Source organism: Kitasatospora sp. NPDC052868 (genome assembly GCF_044547105.1).
Lineage (GTDB): Bacteria > Actinomycetota > Actinomycetes > Streptomycetales > Streptomycetaceae > Kitasatospora.
Window position 1 is genome coordinate 72,074 of sequence record NZ_JBITZW010000007.1, and the last position, 15,552, is coordinate 87,625.

13 protein-coding genes are annotated in these 15,552 nt (G+C 72.5%); 11 read left to right on the plus strand and 2 right to left on the minus strand.

Annotation, left to right across the window (positions count from 1 at the left end; translation table 11 throughout):
* Window positions 1-220: 220 nt before the first annotated feature.
* The 9 genes from ACIGZJ_RS14175 (at window position 221) to ACIGZJ_RS14215 (ending at window position 10,869) form a co-directional block, all read left to right on the plus strand.
* Window positions 221-1,729, plus strand: a complete 1,509-nt coding sequence (locus ACIGZJ_RS14175; RefSeq protein ID WP_396457436.1) for a PQQ-binding-like beta-propeller repeat protein — start codon at window positions 221-223, stop codon at window positions 1,727-1,729.
* A gap of 796 nt (window positions 1,730-2,525) precedes the next feature.
* The gene (locus ACIGZJ_RS14180) at window positions 2,526-3,797 is read left to right on the plus strand and encodes a PQQ-dependent sugar dehydrogenase (protein ID WP_396457437.1); all 1,272 of its coding nucleotides are present in this window, start codon (window positions 2,526-2,528) and stop codon (window positions 3,795-3,797) included.
* A gap of 40 nt (window positions 3,798-3,837) precedes the next feature.
* The gene (locus tag ACIGZJ_RS14185) at window positions 3,838-5,001 is read left to right on the plus strand and encodes an inositol-3-phosphate synthase (RefSeq protein ID WP_396457438.1); all 1,164 of its coding nucleotides are present in this window, start codon (window positions 3,838-3,840) and stop codon (window positions 4,999-5,001) included.
* Window positions 4,998-5,882: an SCO3242 family prenyltransferase gene (locus ACIGZJ_RS14190; RefSeq protein ID WP_396457439.1), complete on the plus strand. Its 885-nt coding sequence runs from the start codon at window positions 4,998-5,000 to the stop codon at window positions 5,880-5,882. Before ACIGZJ_RS14185 ends, ACIGZJ_RS14190 begins: the two co-directional genes overlap by 4 nt.
* Window positions 5,879-6,772: a sugar phosphate isomerase/epimerase family protein gene (locus ACIGZJ_RS14195; RefSeq protein WP_396457440.1), complete on the plus strand. Its 894-nt coding sequence runs from the start codon at window positions 5,879-5,881 to the stop codon at window positions 6,770-6,772. The genes ACIGZJ_RS14190 and ACIGZJ_RS14195 overlap by 4 nt, the downstream gene beginning before the upstream one ends.
* Before the next feature lie 59 nt (window positions 6,773-6,831).
* Window positions 6,832-7,482 (plus strand): EboA domain-containing protein, encoded by a 651-nt coding sequence (locus ACIGZJ_RS14200; RefSeq protein ID WP_396457441.1) that lies wholly within the window; start codon window positions 6,832-6,834, stop codon window positions 7,480-7,482.
* Window positions 7,479-8,336 carry a TatD family hydrolase gene (locus ACIGZJ_RS14205; RefSeq protein ID WP_392932382.1) on the plus strand — a complete coding sequence of 286 codons (858 nt, stop codon included), beginning with the start codon at window positions 7,479-7,481 and terminating at the stop codon, window positions 8,334-8,336. Before ACIGZJ_RS14200 ends, ACIGZJ_RS14205 begins: the two co-directional genes overlap by 4 nt.
* A complete protein-coding gene (eboE, locus tag ACIGZJ_RS14210; RefSeq protein ID WP_396457442.1) occupies window positions 8,333-9,484 on the plus strand; it encodes a metabolite traffic protein EboE in 1,152 nt (383 codons plus the stop codon). Before ACIGZJ_RS14205 ends, eboE begins: the two co-directional genes overlap by 4 nt.
* Complete coding sequence (locus ACIGZJ_RS14215) at window positions 9,481-10,869, plus strand: alkaline phosphatase family protein (protein ID WP_396457443.1); 1,389 nt, start codon at window positions 9,481-9,483, stop codon at window positions 10,867-10,869. Before eboE ends, ACIGZJ_RS14215 begins: the two co-directional genes overlap by 4 nt.
* Window positions 10,870-10,943: 74 nt before the next feature.
* On the opposite strand, the gene ACIGZJ_RS14220 is transcribed toward ACIGZJ_RS14215, so the two are convergent.
* Window positions 10,944-11,315 carry a cupin domain-containing protein gene (locus tag ACIGZJ_RS14220; RefSeq protein WP_396457444.1) on the minus strand — a complete coding sequence of 124 codons (372 nt, stop codon included), beginning with the start codon at window positions 11,313-11,315 and terminating at the stop codon, window positions 10,944-10,946.
* Between the two features lie 73 nt (window positions 11,316-11,388).
* The gene (locus ACIGZJ_RS14225) at window positions 11,389-12,924 is read right to left on the minus strand and encodes an AMP-binding protein (RefSeq protein WP_396457445.1); all 1,536 of its coding nucleotides are present in this window, start codon (window positions 12,922-12,924) and stop codon (window positions 11,389-11,391) included.
* Between the two features lie 239 nt (window positions 12,925-13,163).
* Between ACIGZJ_RS14225 and ACIGZJ_RS14230 the strand changes: the two genes are divergently transcribed.
* Entirely contained in the window at window positions 13,164-14,489 is a 1,326-nt protein-coding gene (locus ACIGZJ_RS14230; protein WP_396457446.1) for an MFS transporter, read from the plus strand.
* A gap of 103 nt (window positions 14,490-14,592) precedes the next feature.
* Entirely contained in the window at window positions 14,593-15,531 is a 939-nt protein-coding gene (locus ACIGZJ_RS14235) for a TauD/TfdA family dioxygenase (RefSeq protein WP_396457447.1), read from the plus strand.
* Window positions 15,532-15,552: the final 21 nt, after the last annotated feature.

The window sequence follows — 15,552 nt, forward strand, 5'->3', positions numbered from 1 at the left end:
TGCACACGGTGCGCGGTGCGCGGTGCACGACCCCCGACCGGCGCCCGCCCGTGGGCCCGGGCCCCTGCGCCCCGGGCCGGTGCCACCTTTCCCGACAGCCCGGCGCCGACCGGCGGCACAGGGCGGAAACGGAGTTGATGTGATCGTCAGCAGGTTCTCGAACAGCCGGTCGCGGGTGCGGCGCAAACGGCTCACACCCCGCCGCATCGGGCTCACGGCCGTGGCCGTGTTCTCCCTGGTGATCGGCCCCGCCCTCGCCGATGCACGCCCGACGACCGCCTCGGCCGCGGACACCGCCGAACTGGGGAGGAGCCGGCACGACTGGGCCCTGTCCAACGGCGACCTGGCCAACACCAGGGCCACCACCCGGACCCCGATCAACTCCCACAACGTCAAGGACCTCAAGGTCAAGTGGCGGCTGCCGCTGGACGGCAAGCCCACCTTCGCCGGCCGGATGGCCTCCAACCCGATCGTGGTCGGCGACACCGTCTACCTGATCAACCTCGAATCGGGCGTCACCGCGGTGGACAAGGAGACCGGGAAGGTCCGCTGGAAGCACGAGTTCAACAGCCCCTCGGTCGGCCCGAACGGCGTCGCCTACGCGAACGGCCTGCTCTTCGGGACGACGTTCACCGGCGCCTTCGCGCTGGACGCGAAGACCGGCCGGACGGTGTGGACGCGGGAGCTGATCGCCGCCGGCCAGGGCGGTATCGACGTCGCCCCCCAGGTCTACGACGGCACCGTCGTGGTCAGCACCGTCCCGAGCACCTTCGGCCGGTACGTGCCGGGTTCCATGGGGACGGTCTACGCGCTGGACGCCGCCACCGGCGCGCCGAAGTGGGACTTCAACACGGTCAAGGACGGTGACCTGTGGGGCCACCCGGAGATCAACAGCGGCGGTGGCCTCTGGTACGCGCCGGCCGTCGACAGCCACGGCCGGATCTTCCTGTCCGTCGGCAACCCCTCGCCGATGCCCGGTACCCCGGAGTACCCCAACGGCAGCAGCCGGCCGGGCCCCAACCTCTACACCAACTGCCTGGTGGTGCTCGACAGCAGCACCGGAAAGCTGCTCTGGTACCAGCAGACGGCCCCGCACGACCTGCGTGACTACGACCTCCAGGACTCGCCGATCATCACCACCGCCAAGGTCGGCGGGGTGCGCACCGAAGTCGTCCTGGTGGCGGGCAAGATGGGCAAGGCCTTCGCGTACCGGGCCGACGACGGCACCCCGCTGTGGACCCTCTCGGTGGGCACCCACCTGAACGACGAGGGCCCGCTGCCGGCCGAGCCCGTCACCGTGCTGCCGGGCGTCCTCGGCGGCGTGGAGACCCCGATGGCGCTTGCGGACGGGCGCCTGTTCGTGCCGTGGGTCGACGAGCCCAACACGCTCAGCGCCACCGGCGGGTTCGGGCTGCCCGACTTCACCAAGGGCCGGGGCGGCCTCACCGCGGCCGATGCGGCCACCGGCAAGGTCCTCTGGCAGCGCAACCTGCCGCAGATGGCGCTGGGCGCCGCCACCGTGGCCAACGACGTGGTCTTCACCGCCACCTACGACGGCCAGATCTTCGGCTACCGGACCTCCACCGGTGAACTCCTCTGGAAGTCCACCGCAAAGGCCGGTATCAACGGCTTCCCGGCCGTGAGCGGCAACCTGCTGCTGGTCCCGGCGGGCGCCCCCGGGCTCTCGGGCTCCGCGGCGGTGCCCGAGCTGATCGCGTACTCGCTCTGATCCGACCGACCGCACAGGCTCCACCGCTCGTTCGTCCGTAGCGACTTCACCACGACGGCCACCGGCCCGGCATCCCCGCCGTGCCGGTGGCCGTCGTGCGCGCGTTTCCGGCGCCCGTGGCGCGCGCTGCCGTCGGCGGTGACGCGTGCGCGCCGATGAGCGTCGTGCGGGCGTCTCCGAGGTGCCCTCCGGCTGTGCGCTCCGGCTGTGCCTCCCGGCTGTTCGGCGGCCGCCGGAGAATTTCCCGAACTCCCTTCCCCGGGGGATGTCGATTCCGCGCGCCCGGTGCCGACTATCCAGTGCCGGACCGAAAAATCCGGCGTCGAGGCACCCCCGTAACCTCGACGGCTCGCGGTCGTCGGGGAGGGAGTGGATGCCCGCCCCGACGACCGTCTGCCAATCGTCGGAGAGGAGAGCGCCGGACTACCGAGCGTGACGGAAAAGCCGACCGGCTGAGCCCCGGACCACCCGCGACGCCTGCCCACCCGGCCGCGGGCGGCTTCGTCGCGAGCCCCGCCGCAGCTGCGCGCGAGCGCCTCCGACTTCTCGCGCCGTGCGGTGTACCCGGGCCCTTCGGTGCCCCGCCACGCTGGCTTCCCGGGGTTGATCCACCCCATCTGACCTGCCGGGTCACCCGTCTCCCCGGTGGTCGTCTGGCTGCTGCCCAAGCCCCGGGCGGTTCTTGACCATGCTTCGTGGACACTGCTACACATCCACCGTTGCCGACCGTAATCGACGGCGGACGGATTCCCGTGGTGAGTTCCGTGGAGGGGTCATGACATTATCACCGAACGTAGTGGCCGATGGGCTGGACTTCCCGACCAGCCTGGCCTTCGACGACGAGGGCGGGGTGTATCTGGCCGAGTCCGGACTCCCGTTCGGCGGCGCCGCCCCGGGCGGGCGGATCTGGCGGCTGACCCCCGGCGCCGGCACCTCGGAGCGGGTGCTGCTGGCCGACGGCCTGGCCGGCCCGGTGACCGGACTGCTCTGGCACCAGGGGTACCTCTACGCCTCCGAGGGCGGCGCCGGCCGGATCACCCGGATCGGCCCGGACGGTGAGCGGCGGGCCATCGTCGAGGGCATGCCCGGGCCCGGCAACTACCACCTCGACATGGCCGTCGCGGGCCCCGACGGCAAGCTGTACTTCGCCCAGGGGGCGATGTCCAACCTCGGGATCATCGGGCTGGACGCCTACGAGATCGGCTGGTTGGGGCGCCTGCCGCACTCGTACGACATCCCCGGTCTGGACGTGGTGCTGACCGGCGTCAACGTCACCACCGACGACCCGCTGGCCGGTGAGCCCGGCGCGCGGACCACCACCGGCGCCTTCGCCCCGTTCGGTACCGCGACCAAGCCCGGGCAGCAGGTGCCGGCCGGGCTGCCGTGTACCGCGGCGGTGATGCGCTGCGACCTCGACGGCGGCAACCTGGAGCTGGTGGCCTGGGGCCTGCGCAACGCCTTCGGGCTGGGATTCCTCCCGGACGGGCGGCTGCTCGCGGTCGACCAGGGCGCCGACGACCGGGGGAGCCGGCCGATCGGCAACGCCCCCGACCTTCTGTTCGAGGTCCGCCAGGGCGCCTGGTACGGGTGGCCGGACTTCGTCGGCGGAGTTCCGGTGACCGACCCGGTGTTCCGCCCCGAGCGCGGCCCGCAGCCGACCTTCCTGCTGGCCGACCACGACCGGCTGCCGACCCCCGAGAAACCGGTGCTCGACTTCGAGTCCCACGTGGCGGCCACCAAGTTCGCCGTCGCCCCGCCGAGTTCGCCGCTCGCCGGGCGGCTGGTGGTCACCCTGTTCGGCGACGAGGCCCCGATGACGATGCCGTCCGGCGGCCCGCAGCTCGGACGCGACCTGCTGCTGGTCGACCCCGCCGACTGGTCCACCGCCGGCCTGCCGGCCGGCCCGCGGCTGCACCGGCCGATCGACGTCGGGTTCGCCGCCGGCGACGGCGCGCTGCTGATCCTGGACTTCGGCCGGTTCGAGATGACCGACCACGGCGTCGAGGCCAAGGCGGGCAGCGGGCGGCTCTGGCGCTGGGAGGGCTGGGACCGGCCGTCGACCGGTTGACGTGACGTCATATCACCTCTGACACGAAGGAGTTGCAGAAATGGCAGGCAGAACCGGTCTGTGGCTGATCGGGGCACGGGGGTCCGTCGCCACCACCGCCGTCTGCGGTCTCGCCGCCTTCCGGGCCGGGCTCGTCCCGGCCACCGGCTGCGTGAGCGAGCGGCTGGAGCTCGACGAGGCGGCCTTCCCCGGCTGGTCCGACCTGGTGACCGGCGGTCACGACATCGTCCACACGCCGCTGGCCAAGCGGGCCGAGGACCTCGCCGACGCCGGCGTGCTGCCCGGATGGCTCCCGGCGGCGGTCGCCGAGGACCTCCAGGCGGCCGACCGGGAGATCCGGCCCGGCTACGACCCCACCGACGACACGGGCAGCCAGGCCGAAGCGGTCGGGCGACTCGCCTCCGACATCGAGGACTTCCGGCGCAGCCGGAACCTGGAGCGGGTCGTGGTGGTCAACGTCTCCTCCACCGAGCCGCCGGTCACGGCGCTGCCCGAGCACACCGACCCGGCCGCCCTGGCGCGCGCCCTCGCCGAGCCGGGCCGCCGGGTGCTCCCCGCCGGTGCGCTGGCCGCCTACGCGGCCTTCTCGGCCGGCTGTCCGTACGTCGACTTCACCCCCTCGCCCGGTCTGCGGATCCCGGCGGTCACCGAACCGGCCGACCGCCGGGGTCTGCCGTATGCGGGCTGCGACGGCAAGACCGGCGAGACCCTGCTGCGCAGCGCGCTGGCACCGATGTTCCTCGCCCGCGGCCTGAGCGTGCGGTCCTGGTCCGGCACCAACCTGCTCGGCGGCGGCGACGGCGCCAACCTGGGCCGGGACGGGCGCGCCGAGGGCAAGCTGGCGGCCAAGACCCGCGGCCTGGCCGCCCTGATCGGCACGGAGGCCACCGCACCGCTGCACATCGACCACGTACCGGACCTCGGCGAACGCAAGGTCGCCTGGGACTACGTCTCCTTCGAGGGCTTCCTCGGCGCCCGGATGAGCCTGCAACTCACCTGGGACGGCTACGACTCGGCCCTGGCCGCGCCGCTGGTCCTCGACCTGGCCCGGCTGGTGGCGGGCGCCCACCGGGCCGGGGAGTCCGGACCGCTCGGCGCACTGGCCTTCTTCTTCAAGGACCCGCTCGGCAGCGACGAGCACCGGCTCGCCCAGCAGGAGCAGCAGCTGGCCGCCTGGGCGCGGCGGATCGCGGTGGCCCAATGAGCACCGCGCCCGGCCGGGGCGCCGCGGGTGCCTGGGCCGAGCTGCTCCGGGCGCCGGCCGCGCTCACCGTCCTCGGCGACACCGCGGCCGGGGCGGCGGCGGCCGGCCGGCCGCTGCGGGGCCGGCGGCTCGCACTGCCGCTCGCCTCGGTGGCGCTGTACTGGTCCGGGATGGCCCTGAACGACTGGGCCGACCGGGCACTCGACGCGGCCGAGCGGCCCGAGCGTCCGATCCCGTCCGGCCGGATCGCCCCGGCGGCGGCCCTCACCGCGGCCGCCGGGCTCAGCGGCGCCGGGCTGGCGCTGGCCGCCCTCGCGGGCGGCTCCGACGCGCTGCGGATCGCCGTCCCGCTCGCCGGGGCGGTCTGGGCCTACAACACCGTGCTGAAGCCGACCCCGGCCGCGCCCGCCGCGATGGCGGCCTGCCGAGCCCTGGACGTGCTGCTCGGCGCCGGAGCCGGGCGCTGGACGGCGGCCCGCACGCCGGCCCTCGCGATGGCCGCGCACACCTTCGGGGTGACCGCGCTGTCCCGGGGCGAGGTGCACGGCGGACGCCGCGGCGACAGCCGGCTGGCCCTGGCCACCACCCTCGCCGCCACCACCCTGAGCTGCGCGGGCCGGGCACCCTCCGGTCTGCACCGCGCGGCGGCCGGGCTCTGCGCGCTCAGCTACGCGGGCACCACCGGCCGGGCACAACTCGCCGCGGACGCCACCCCGTCCACGGCCGCGGCCGTCCGCACCGCCACCATCGCCGGGATCCACGGCATGGTGCCCCTGCAGGCCGCCCTGTGCGCGCGGCGCGGTTCGCTGCCGACCGCCGCACTGGTGCTGTCGGCCCTGGCACCGGCCCGCCGCCTCGCCACCCGGCGGAGCCCGACATGACCGCGCCCGCCCTCGGCTACGGCACCAACGGATTCTCCAACCACCGGCTCGCCGACGCGCTACGGGTCATCGCCGACCTCGGGTACACCGCGACCGGCCTCACCCTCGACCACCACCACCTGGACCCGTACGGGCCCGACCTGGCCCGGGAGACGGAGCAACTCGGCAGTCTGCTAGCGGAGTTGGGCTTACGCTGCGTCGTCGAGACCGGCGCGCGCTACCTGCTCGACCCGCACCGCAAGCACCACCCCACCCTGGTCTCGGAGTCGGCCCGGCCACGGATCGACTTCCTGGTGCGCGCCGTCCGGATCGCCGAGTCGCTCGGCGCCGACTGCGTGTCCTTCTGGTCGGGCACCGCCGAGCCGGGGACCGACCCGCCCACCAACCGCCGCCGGATGATCGACCACCTCGACCCGGTGCTGGCCGAGGCGCAGCGCCGCGGCGTCCGACTCGGCCTCGAACCGGAACCGGGCATGGTCGTCCAGCACCTCGACCAGGCCCTCGACCTGCGCCGGGAGCTCGGTGAGCCCGACCTGCTCGGCATCACCCTGGACGTCGGCCACTGCGTCGCCGTGGAGCCGGCCGACGCGGCCGCCTGCATCCGCCGCGCGGGCCGGCACCTGGTCAACGTCCAACTGGACGACATGCTCCCGGGGATCCACGAGCACCTGGAGTTCGGACAGGGGCGGCTCGACCTCGCGGCCACCCTGGCCGCCCTCGACGAGACCGGCTACACCGGCGTCGCGGCCGTCGAACTGCCCCGGCACAGCCACGCCGCACCACAGACCGCACAACGGGCCATGGCAGCACTCCGCCAGGCCCGGGAGACCGTTTCCGTTCAGCAGGTGCATACGGGTGCACCGCTGTCATCCACGATCGGAGACCGTTGATCATGGCGTACCGAGAGGACCACCCCTGGCTTTCCGCCGGCACCCACGGAGGGAGTCCGGTGGCGATCGTCCACAGTCTGGAGAGCCGGTGGCTGGCCGGCGCCGAGCGGCGCATCCGGCAGCGGCCCGCCGCCATCCACGACGACTTCCCGCTGGTCGGCCGAGCGGTCGGCCGGGTACCGGTCCGGCCGGAGACCGACCCGCAGGGCCTGGTCTTCGGCACCGTCGACGACCAGGCCCGCGCCCGGCTGCTCGCCGTGCTCTCCGAAGTGCTGGTCTCCGACGCCCTGGAGGCCGAGGTCGGACGGCTCTACCGGCACGGCGACGACGCCGAGCGGCGCGGCGTCCTGCGCGCGCTCCCCCTGCTGCCGGACTCCCTGGTGGACCTCGGACTGGAGCTGGTCGCCGACGCGCTGCGCACCAACGACCCGCGTCTGATCGCCGCGGCGATGGGCCGGTTCGCGGCCGACCACCTCGACCAGGCGCAGTGGCGGCAGGGCGTGGTGAAGTGCCTGTTCACCGGAGTGACGCTGCCCGCGGTCGCCGACCTGGTCGCCCGCACCGACTCCGAACTGCTGCGGATGGCCCGCGACCTGGCCGAGGAACGGCTGGCGGCGGGGCGGGAGATCACCCCCGACCTGCGCGCCCTGCTCGGAATGACGGTGCTGATGGCACTCGTACCGCCGCGGGCGGAGGACAGCCGGCGATGAGGATCTTCGACCCCCACATCCACATGACCTCCCGGACCACCGACGACTACCGGAACATGCACGAGGCCGGCGTCCGGGCCGTCGTCGAACCCGCCTTCTGGCTCGGCCAGCCCCGCACCGGCCTGAGCTCCTTCACCGACTACTTCGACGGCCTGATCGGCTGGGAGCGGTTCCGCGCCTCCCAGTTCGGCATCAGCCACAACTGCACGATCGCCCTCAACCCCAAGGAGGCCAACGACCCCCGCTGCGCCGAGGTGCTGGACGTCCTGCCGCGCTACCTCGGCAAGGACGGCGTGGTCGCGGTCGGCGAGATCGGCTACGACTCGATGACCAGGGCCGAGGACGAGGCGTTCGGGCTGCAGTTGCAGCTCGCGGTGGAACACGGCCTGCCGGTGCTGGTGCACACCCCGCACCGGGACAAGAAGGCCGGCACCGCCCGCACCCTCGCCGTGGTCCGGGAGTCCGGCACCGACCCCAGGACCGTCCTGGTGGACCACCTCAACGAGGTCACCGCGCCGATGGTCGCGGACTCCGGCTGCTGGCTGGGCTTCTCCATCTACCCGGACACCAAGATGGACGAGCACCGGATGGTCGCCGTGCTCAAGGAGTACGGCACGGCCCGTATCCTGGTCAACTCGGCGGCCGACTGGGGGCGTTCGGACCCGCTCACGCCGTACCGGGTCGGCCGGGCGATGCTGGCGGCCGGCTTCACCCCGGCCGAGGTGGACACCGTGCTCTGGCAGAACCCGATCGAGTTCTACCGCCGCAGCGGGCACCTCGTCCTCGACGAGGCCGCCCCCGCCGCCGACGCGGTCTCCGCCGCGGGCAACTCCGTTCAGCGGGGCGGGTCATGACCAGGCTCTGCTACTCGACCAACGTCCACCCGGCGGAGGACCTGCCCGGCATCCTCCGCCAACTGGACGCCTTCGCGGCCCCGATCCGCGAGCGCACCGGCTTCGACCGACTCGGCCTCGGCCTCTGGCTGGCGGCCGGGACGGCGGCGGAACTGGCCGCCGACCCGGCCCTGCTCCGCCGGCTGCGGGCCGAGCTGACGGCCCGCGACCTCGCCGTCGTCACCCTGAACGCCTTCCCCTACGGAGGGTTCCACCAGCCGGTGGTCAAGCACGCGGTGTACCGCCCCGACTGGACCGAGCCCGCCCGGGAGCGCTACACCGCCGACTGCGCCGCCGTGCTGGCCGGACTGCTGCCCGATGACGCCGACGACGGCAGCCTCTCCACCCTGCCGCTGGCCTGGCGCCGGCCCTGGTCCACCGCCGCCGACCACGCCGCCGAGCAGGCCCTGCGGCGGACCGAGGACACCCTGCGCACCGTCTCCGCGCGCGCCGGCCGCCCGATCCGGCTGGCCGTCGAACCGGAACCGGGCTGTGTCCTCGACACCGTCGCGGACGCGGTGCGCTGGCTCGCCCCCCGGGTGGACCCGGAGCACATCGGCCTCTGCCTGGACACCTGCCACCTGGCCGTCTCCTTCGCAGACCCGGCGCAGACGGTGGCCTCGATCGAACGGGCCGGCCTCGCGGTGGTCAAGGTCCAGGCCTCGGCGGCGCTGCACGTCGACGACCCCGCCGACCCGGCCGCGCGCCGCGCGCTCGCCGACTACGCCGAACCGCGCTACCTGCACCAGGTCAGGGAGTCGGACACCTCCGGACAGGTGCTCGCCGCGGACGACCTGCCGCAGGCACTGGACACACTGCCCGCCCGCGGCCCCTGGCGGGTGCACTTCCACGTCCCGCTGCACGCCGCGCCGCCGGCCCCGCTGCGCAGCACGACCGACGTGCTCCGCGCGACGGTGGCGGCCGTGGCGGCCGTCCGCGACCGGACGGTGGTCGAGGTCGAGACCTACACCTGGCCCGTCCTGCCCGGCGCCGGGACCGGCGCCGCGACCGACATCGTCGCCGGGATCGCCGAGGAACTCCGCTGGGCGAAGAGCGAGTTGGCGAACGCATCGACGCTCCGGACCACGGACGGGACGGTGAACCGTTGAAGCCGGTGATCGTGCTGGACGTGGTCGGGCTGACACCGCGACTGCTCCCGCACCTGCCGAACCTCGCCCGGCTGGCCCGGCGCAGCGGCCACGCGCCGCTGCGCACCGTCCTGCCCGCGGTGACCTGCAGCGTGCAGTCCACGCTGCTCACCGGCAGGCTGCCGGCCGAGCACGGAATCGTCGGGAACGGCTGGTACTTCCGGGAGCTCGGCGAGATCCACCTGTGGCGCCAGCACAACCGGCTGGTCACCGCGCCGAAGGTGTGGGAGACCGCCCGCACCCGACAGCCCGGCTACCGGGCGGCCAACATCTGCTGGTGGTACGCCATGGGCGCCTCGACCGACCTGCTGGTCACCCCGCGGCCGGTGTACCACGCCGACGGCCGGAAGTCGCCCGACTGCTACACCCGGCCACCCGCGCTGCGCGACCAACTCACCGAGGAGCTCGGCCCGTTCCCGCTGTTCCAGTACTGGGGACCGACCGCCGGACTGGCCTCCAGCCGGTGGATCATCGCCGCGGCCCGCCGGATCCTGCGCACCGAACGCCCCGACCTCCTGCTGGTCTACGTCCCGCACCTGGACTACGACCTGCAGCGCTTCGGCCCCAACTCCCGGCAGGCGCTGGCCGCCGCCCGGGCGATCGACGCGGAGCTGGCACCGCTGCTGGACCAGGCCGAGGCGGAGGGCGCCACCGTGGTCGCGCTCAGCGAGTACGGCATCACCCCGGCGAGCCGGCCGGTGGACATCAACCGCGAGCTGCGCCGGGAGGGTTGGCTCGACGTGTACACCCAGGCGGGGATGGAGTACCTGGACCCGTGGACCTCGCGGGCCTTCGCCGTCGCCGACCACCAGGTCGCCCACGTCTACGTCCCCGACGAGGCCGACCTCCCGAAGGTGCGCGACCACCTGCTCCGACTGCCGGGCGTGGACGAGGTCCTCGACCGGGCGGAGCAGGCCCGCTACGGCCTCGACCACCCCCGCTCCGGCGAACTGGTCGCGGTGGCCGAGCCCGATGCCTGGTTCACCTACTACTACTGGCTGGACGACGCGCACGCCCCCGACTTCGCCCGGTCCGTCGAGATCCACCGCAAGCCCGGCTACGACCCGGCCGAGCTGTTCTTCGACCCGGCGGACCGACTGGCCAAGGCCAGGGCGGCACTCGGACTGGCGCGCAAGAAGCTCGGCCTGCGCCACACCATGAACGTCGTCCCGCTGGACCCGTCCTGGGTCCGCGGCTCGCACGGCCGCCTCCCGGACTCGGCCGCCGACGGCCCCCTGCTGATCTGCACCGACCCGGCCTGGGAGACCGCCCTCGACGCCACCGGCGCCATCAACGCCAGCGACGTCGCCGCCCTCCTCCTCCGACTCCAGGGGCTACATGCCTGACCACCCGCCACCACCTGCCGCCAGCCGCCAAGTCCGTGCCCATCCCCACCAGACGGGCACGGACAACGGCGGGCCTACTCGGCTCCAGGGCCCTCGCCTTCGTCGATGAACCGGACATGCCGTTCGTCCCGGTCGTCGAACGCCGGTGCGACGGTCAGGACCATCTCCATCGCGCCGAAGTAGTGGATGCGGGTGTTCGGCGGGACCGTGACCAGGTCGGTGGCGCCGACCTCCACCGCCTCGCCGTCCAGGTAGAACACCCCTCGACCGGCGATGACGTAATAGATGTAGGAACTTCTCACATTGTAGAACTCCTGAAAGTGCCCTCGCTCGACATGCACGCGGACGACCGTCGCGGACGGGTCGCGCTGACGGTAGACCGTCAGGTCGATGCCGTGCTTGTGGAACCTCTCCGCCTCTTCGGCCGTGCGCCGGTATCCGGCCATCGTTCAATTCCTCCTGATCGGCGGAGGGAGGGGCGCCGTCCTCCCGCTGCACCCCTCCCGGCCGACGCTTCGATCAATCCGGCAGATTCTCGGCCCGCTTGCGCAGTGCCAGTCGGTCGACCTTCCGGTTGGAATTCAGCGGGAACCTGTCCAGGTGGATGTACCGGCGCGGCAGTGTGCTGGCCTGCAGCACGGCGCGCATGGCGTCGGCCAACGTCGACTCCGGAACCTCGGCGCCGGTGTAGAACACGACCAGCTCCGTCCCGTGGGCCGTGGCCCGCGCGACGGTGACCGCGTCGCGCACCCCGTCGCACTCGCGGACCAGATGGTCGACCTCCGCCAGCTCGACGCGCCACCCGTGCACCTTCACCTGCGAGTCCATGCGGCCGACGTAGGCGAGCTCGCCGTCCGGATTCGCGCGTACCCGGTCACCTGTGCGGTACCAGCGCCGGCCGTCGAAGTCGACGAACCGGCCCTCGTCGTCGGCCGGATCGAGGTAGCCGGCGATCAGCTGCGGGCCGGTGACCCACAGCTCACCCTCCTCGGGGGACTGCTCCCCGTGTTCGGTCACCAGCCGGAAGTCGTGGCCCGCGTGCACCCTCCCGATCGGCACGGTCCCGTTGATGCCTCGCTTCACCGACTCCTCGCCGGCCCAGCGGTGGTAGGAGATGCCGATCGAGAGCTCGGTCGGCCCGTAGCGGTTCTCCAGCCTGGATCCCGGCGCAGCCGCCAGCCAGTCCTCGACGTCCTGGCAGCGCAGGGCCTCCCCGCCGAAGATCGACCACTTCAGGCCGCCGAGCGCGCCCTTCTCCAACCCGCCCATCTCCCTGGCCATCCAGATGCCGCTCGGCGTGGAGTGCCAGATGGTGATCCCGTGCTCGGCGACGAACGCCGGGAGATCCCGGTACGCCGAGGGCGGCACCACCTGGATCGTCGCACCTGCACCCCAGGCGGCGAACACGTCGTGGATACCGGGGTCGAAACTGAGGTCGTAGGTCTGGCCGAGCACGTCCTGCGGTCCGAAGTCGCACCGCCTGAAAAGCTGGTCGAAATAGTGCGCGAACCCGCCGTGCGAAACGGGGACCCCCTTCGGGATCCCCGTCGAACCCGATGTGAAGAGAACGTACGCCCGGTCCGCGTGGGTCACCTGGACGGGCGCCGTGAACTCCGGATGGGACGCCACCGGAACGGTCGGAAACCCGTCGGCGAAGCCACCGGTGTCGAGGACTCGAAGGGGCCTCTCCTGATCGGTGATCTCCGGCAGGACGGCCAGTCCCCGCTCGTCCACGATCAGGGTGTCCAGCTCGGCCACCCTGATCATCCGACGGGTGAGCTCGGTGGGAAAGCCCGGCTGCAACGGGACGACCGTGGCGCCCGCGTACAGGACGGCCAGCAGGCCCGCATAGGAGGTGATGCTCTTGCCCGCCAGGACTCCCACCGCCCGGGGGGCGCCGTTCGCCACCAGCGACCCCGCCCAGCGCATGGCCGTGTCGTGCACCTGCTGGTAGGTGGCGAGCTCCGATCCGATCCGCACGGCGGGACGGTCCGGGGATGTTTCCAAGCCCTGCAGGAACCGCTCGACCAGCGTGAGGGGCACAAGCTTTGCCATTCCCTATCCCTTGGTCGTGAATGCGTTATTCGCTATGACGATCAATTTCCTATAGTCGAACCAGCAGATTACCGACCGGTCCGGCGAACCGTACTGACACCCGGCAGGGCCCCGGCGAGTGGTGCACACCGCCATCGGTATTCGCCACCAGCCGTTGTGCGTCGGCGCGGCAATCCGAAACCCCCGAGCCTGTCCTATGTCAGGAGACGTGCACCAACCTGCCCCGCTAGCGTGCGCACATGTCCCGAGCCAGATCAGCCGTCCCGCCCTCCGCCCCTCAAAAACCGTTGGCACGCCTGCTGCGCCGGATGGCCCCGCCGTCGCCGACGGCGGGTCGGGTCAGTGCTCAGGCTCTGGTCTACGGAATCGGCACCGGCAGCTTCTTCACCGCGAACGCGGTCTTCTTCACCAAGGTCGTCGGCCTCTCCGCCGCGACGGTGGGCCTGGGCCTGACCATCGCCGGGCTCGTCACCGTCGTTGTCGCCGTGCCGCTGGGCCGGGCCGCCGACCGGGTCGGCCCGAAGGTCATGTGGGCGGCGGCGTCCCTCGCAGAGGCGGTCTGCTACCTCGCCTACCCGCAGGCCCGCGGGTTCGTCGCCTTCCTGGTGGTCGTCATAACCCTGGGAATGATCAACGTCGGCGGATCTGCGGGCTACGGCGCGTATTCGCTCAACCTCTACACCGAGGAGGAGCGGATCGCGGCGCTCGCCTACAACCGGAGCGCACTGAACGCCGGGTTCACCATCGGCGCGGGGCTGGGCGGCCTGGCGCTCGCCACCGGCAGTGACACCGCCATCCGACTGCTCCCCGTCTTCGTCGGCGGGGTGATGCTCCTCAACGCGGTGATGATCCTCCGGCTCCCCGACACCGCCAAACCCGTCCAGGAGCCCACCCGTGCGGGCGGGCGGGAGCAGCGGAAGCGGGGCGGCGCGCTGCGCAACCGGCCGTTCTTCGCCGTGTCCGTCCTGGGCGGAGTCCTGTCCACGAACCAGGTGATCCTCTCCGTGGTCATCCCGCTCTGGCTGGTCGAGGAGACCAACGCTCCGCACGTGCTGCTGGCGGGGCTGTTCGCGACCAACACCCTCATGGCGGTGACCATGCAGACCATGACCGCCCGCGGCACCCACACACTGGCGGGCGCGATCCGGGCGGCATACCGCAGCGCCGTCTGCTTCGCGGCCTCCTGCGTGGTCGTCGTGTTCACCCACGGCAGCAGCGCCGCATGGCTGACCATCGCCCTCGTCTGGCTGGCGCACATCGTCCTGACCGGTGCCGAGCTCTTCCAGGCGGCGGCGGGCTGGGGATTCACCGCACTGCTGTCCGACCCCGCCCGCCGTGGCGAGTACCAGGGCGTCACCCAGGTCGGCCAGACCATCGGCACCGTGTGGGCGCCGGCCGTCTACACCTACCTCGCCATGAACTGGCACACGGCGGGTTGGCTGGCGATCGCCGCCATCGTCGTCCTCGCGGCCGTCGCCACCCCGCCGGTGGCCCGCGCCGCCGAACGCTCGCTCGGTGCGGCTGCCGAACCCTCGCCTGCGGCGGCGGTCGCCAGTCCCTCCTGAGTCCCGTGAATCAGATCCGCAGCGCCCGCGTCCTGACGTCGCGTCAGTTCCGGCGGCACGAGGGGCTGCCCATCCGGCGATGTGCGCCAGTAGGAGGAGACAAGTGAGCGGGACTTCCCCCAGGCTGCAGGAAGAGGCTTCGATTCCCTCCTTCGAGGCCCCGACCGACTCACCGCTGCCGTGGCTGCGGGACATGGCGGCGACCATCCGCGACCACCTGCTGGTCCACGGTGCGGTCCTCGTCCACGGACTGCCGATGGACGGACCGGACCGTCTGGCCGAGGCACGGGACGCGCTGGGTATCGGCGGCTTCACGCCCACCGAGGTGTTCAACCGCCGGAGGGACTTCGGGCGCGGCGTCATCTCGCCCATCAGTTGGCCGCTGGACCGGCACATCTGCCCGATCCAGGAGAACTCCTTCAGCAGGAGGTTCCCCCCGGTGGTGCTCACCGCGTGCATCACCCCTCCGGAGGGCGAGGGGCGGGCCCACCTCAGCGACGCCCGCCGGATAGCGGGCGGGCTACCCGCGCACCTCTCCGACCGCGTGCGGGAGGGCGGTTGGACCATGACCCGGGCCTTCCACGGTGGATTCGGCATCGCGTGGCCGGAGGCCTTCCCGGGGACGGACCGTGCCGGGCTTGAGGAGCTCCTGGAGGCGGAGGGGATCGAGTTCGACTGGCTCCCCAACGGCACGCTGCACACGGTGCGGCGCCTGCCCGGCGTCATCAGGCACCCGGTCACCGGGGAGGAGTGCTGGTTCAACCAGCTCTCCTTCCTCAACGCCGGCAGCCTGGATCCGAACGAACGCGCCTACATGACCAGGGCCTTCGGCCGGCACCTCCCGATGAACACCTTCTTCGGGGACGGATCACCGCTGTCGGAGGAGGACGTGGCGGCCATAGACCACGCCTACGACTCGGTGAAGACCGAGCTCTCGTGGCGCCGTGGCGACCTGCTGATCACCGACAACATCATCATGGCCCAGGGCCGATCGCAGGTGGCGGGTTCCCCTGAATTCCTGGTCGCCCTGGGCGAGAACTAGCCTTATCGAAGAGAGGGAAAG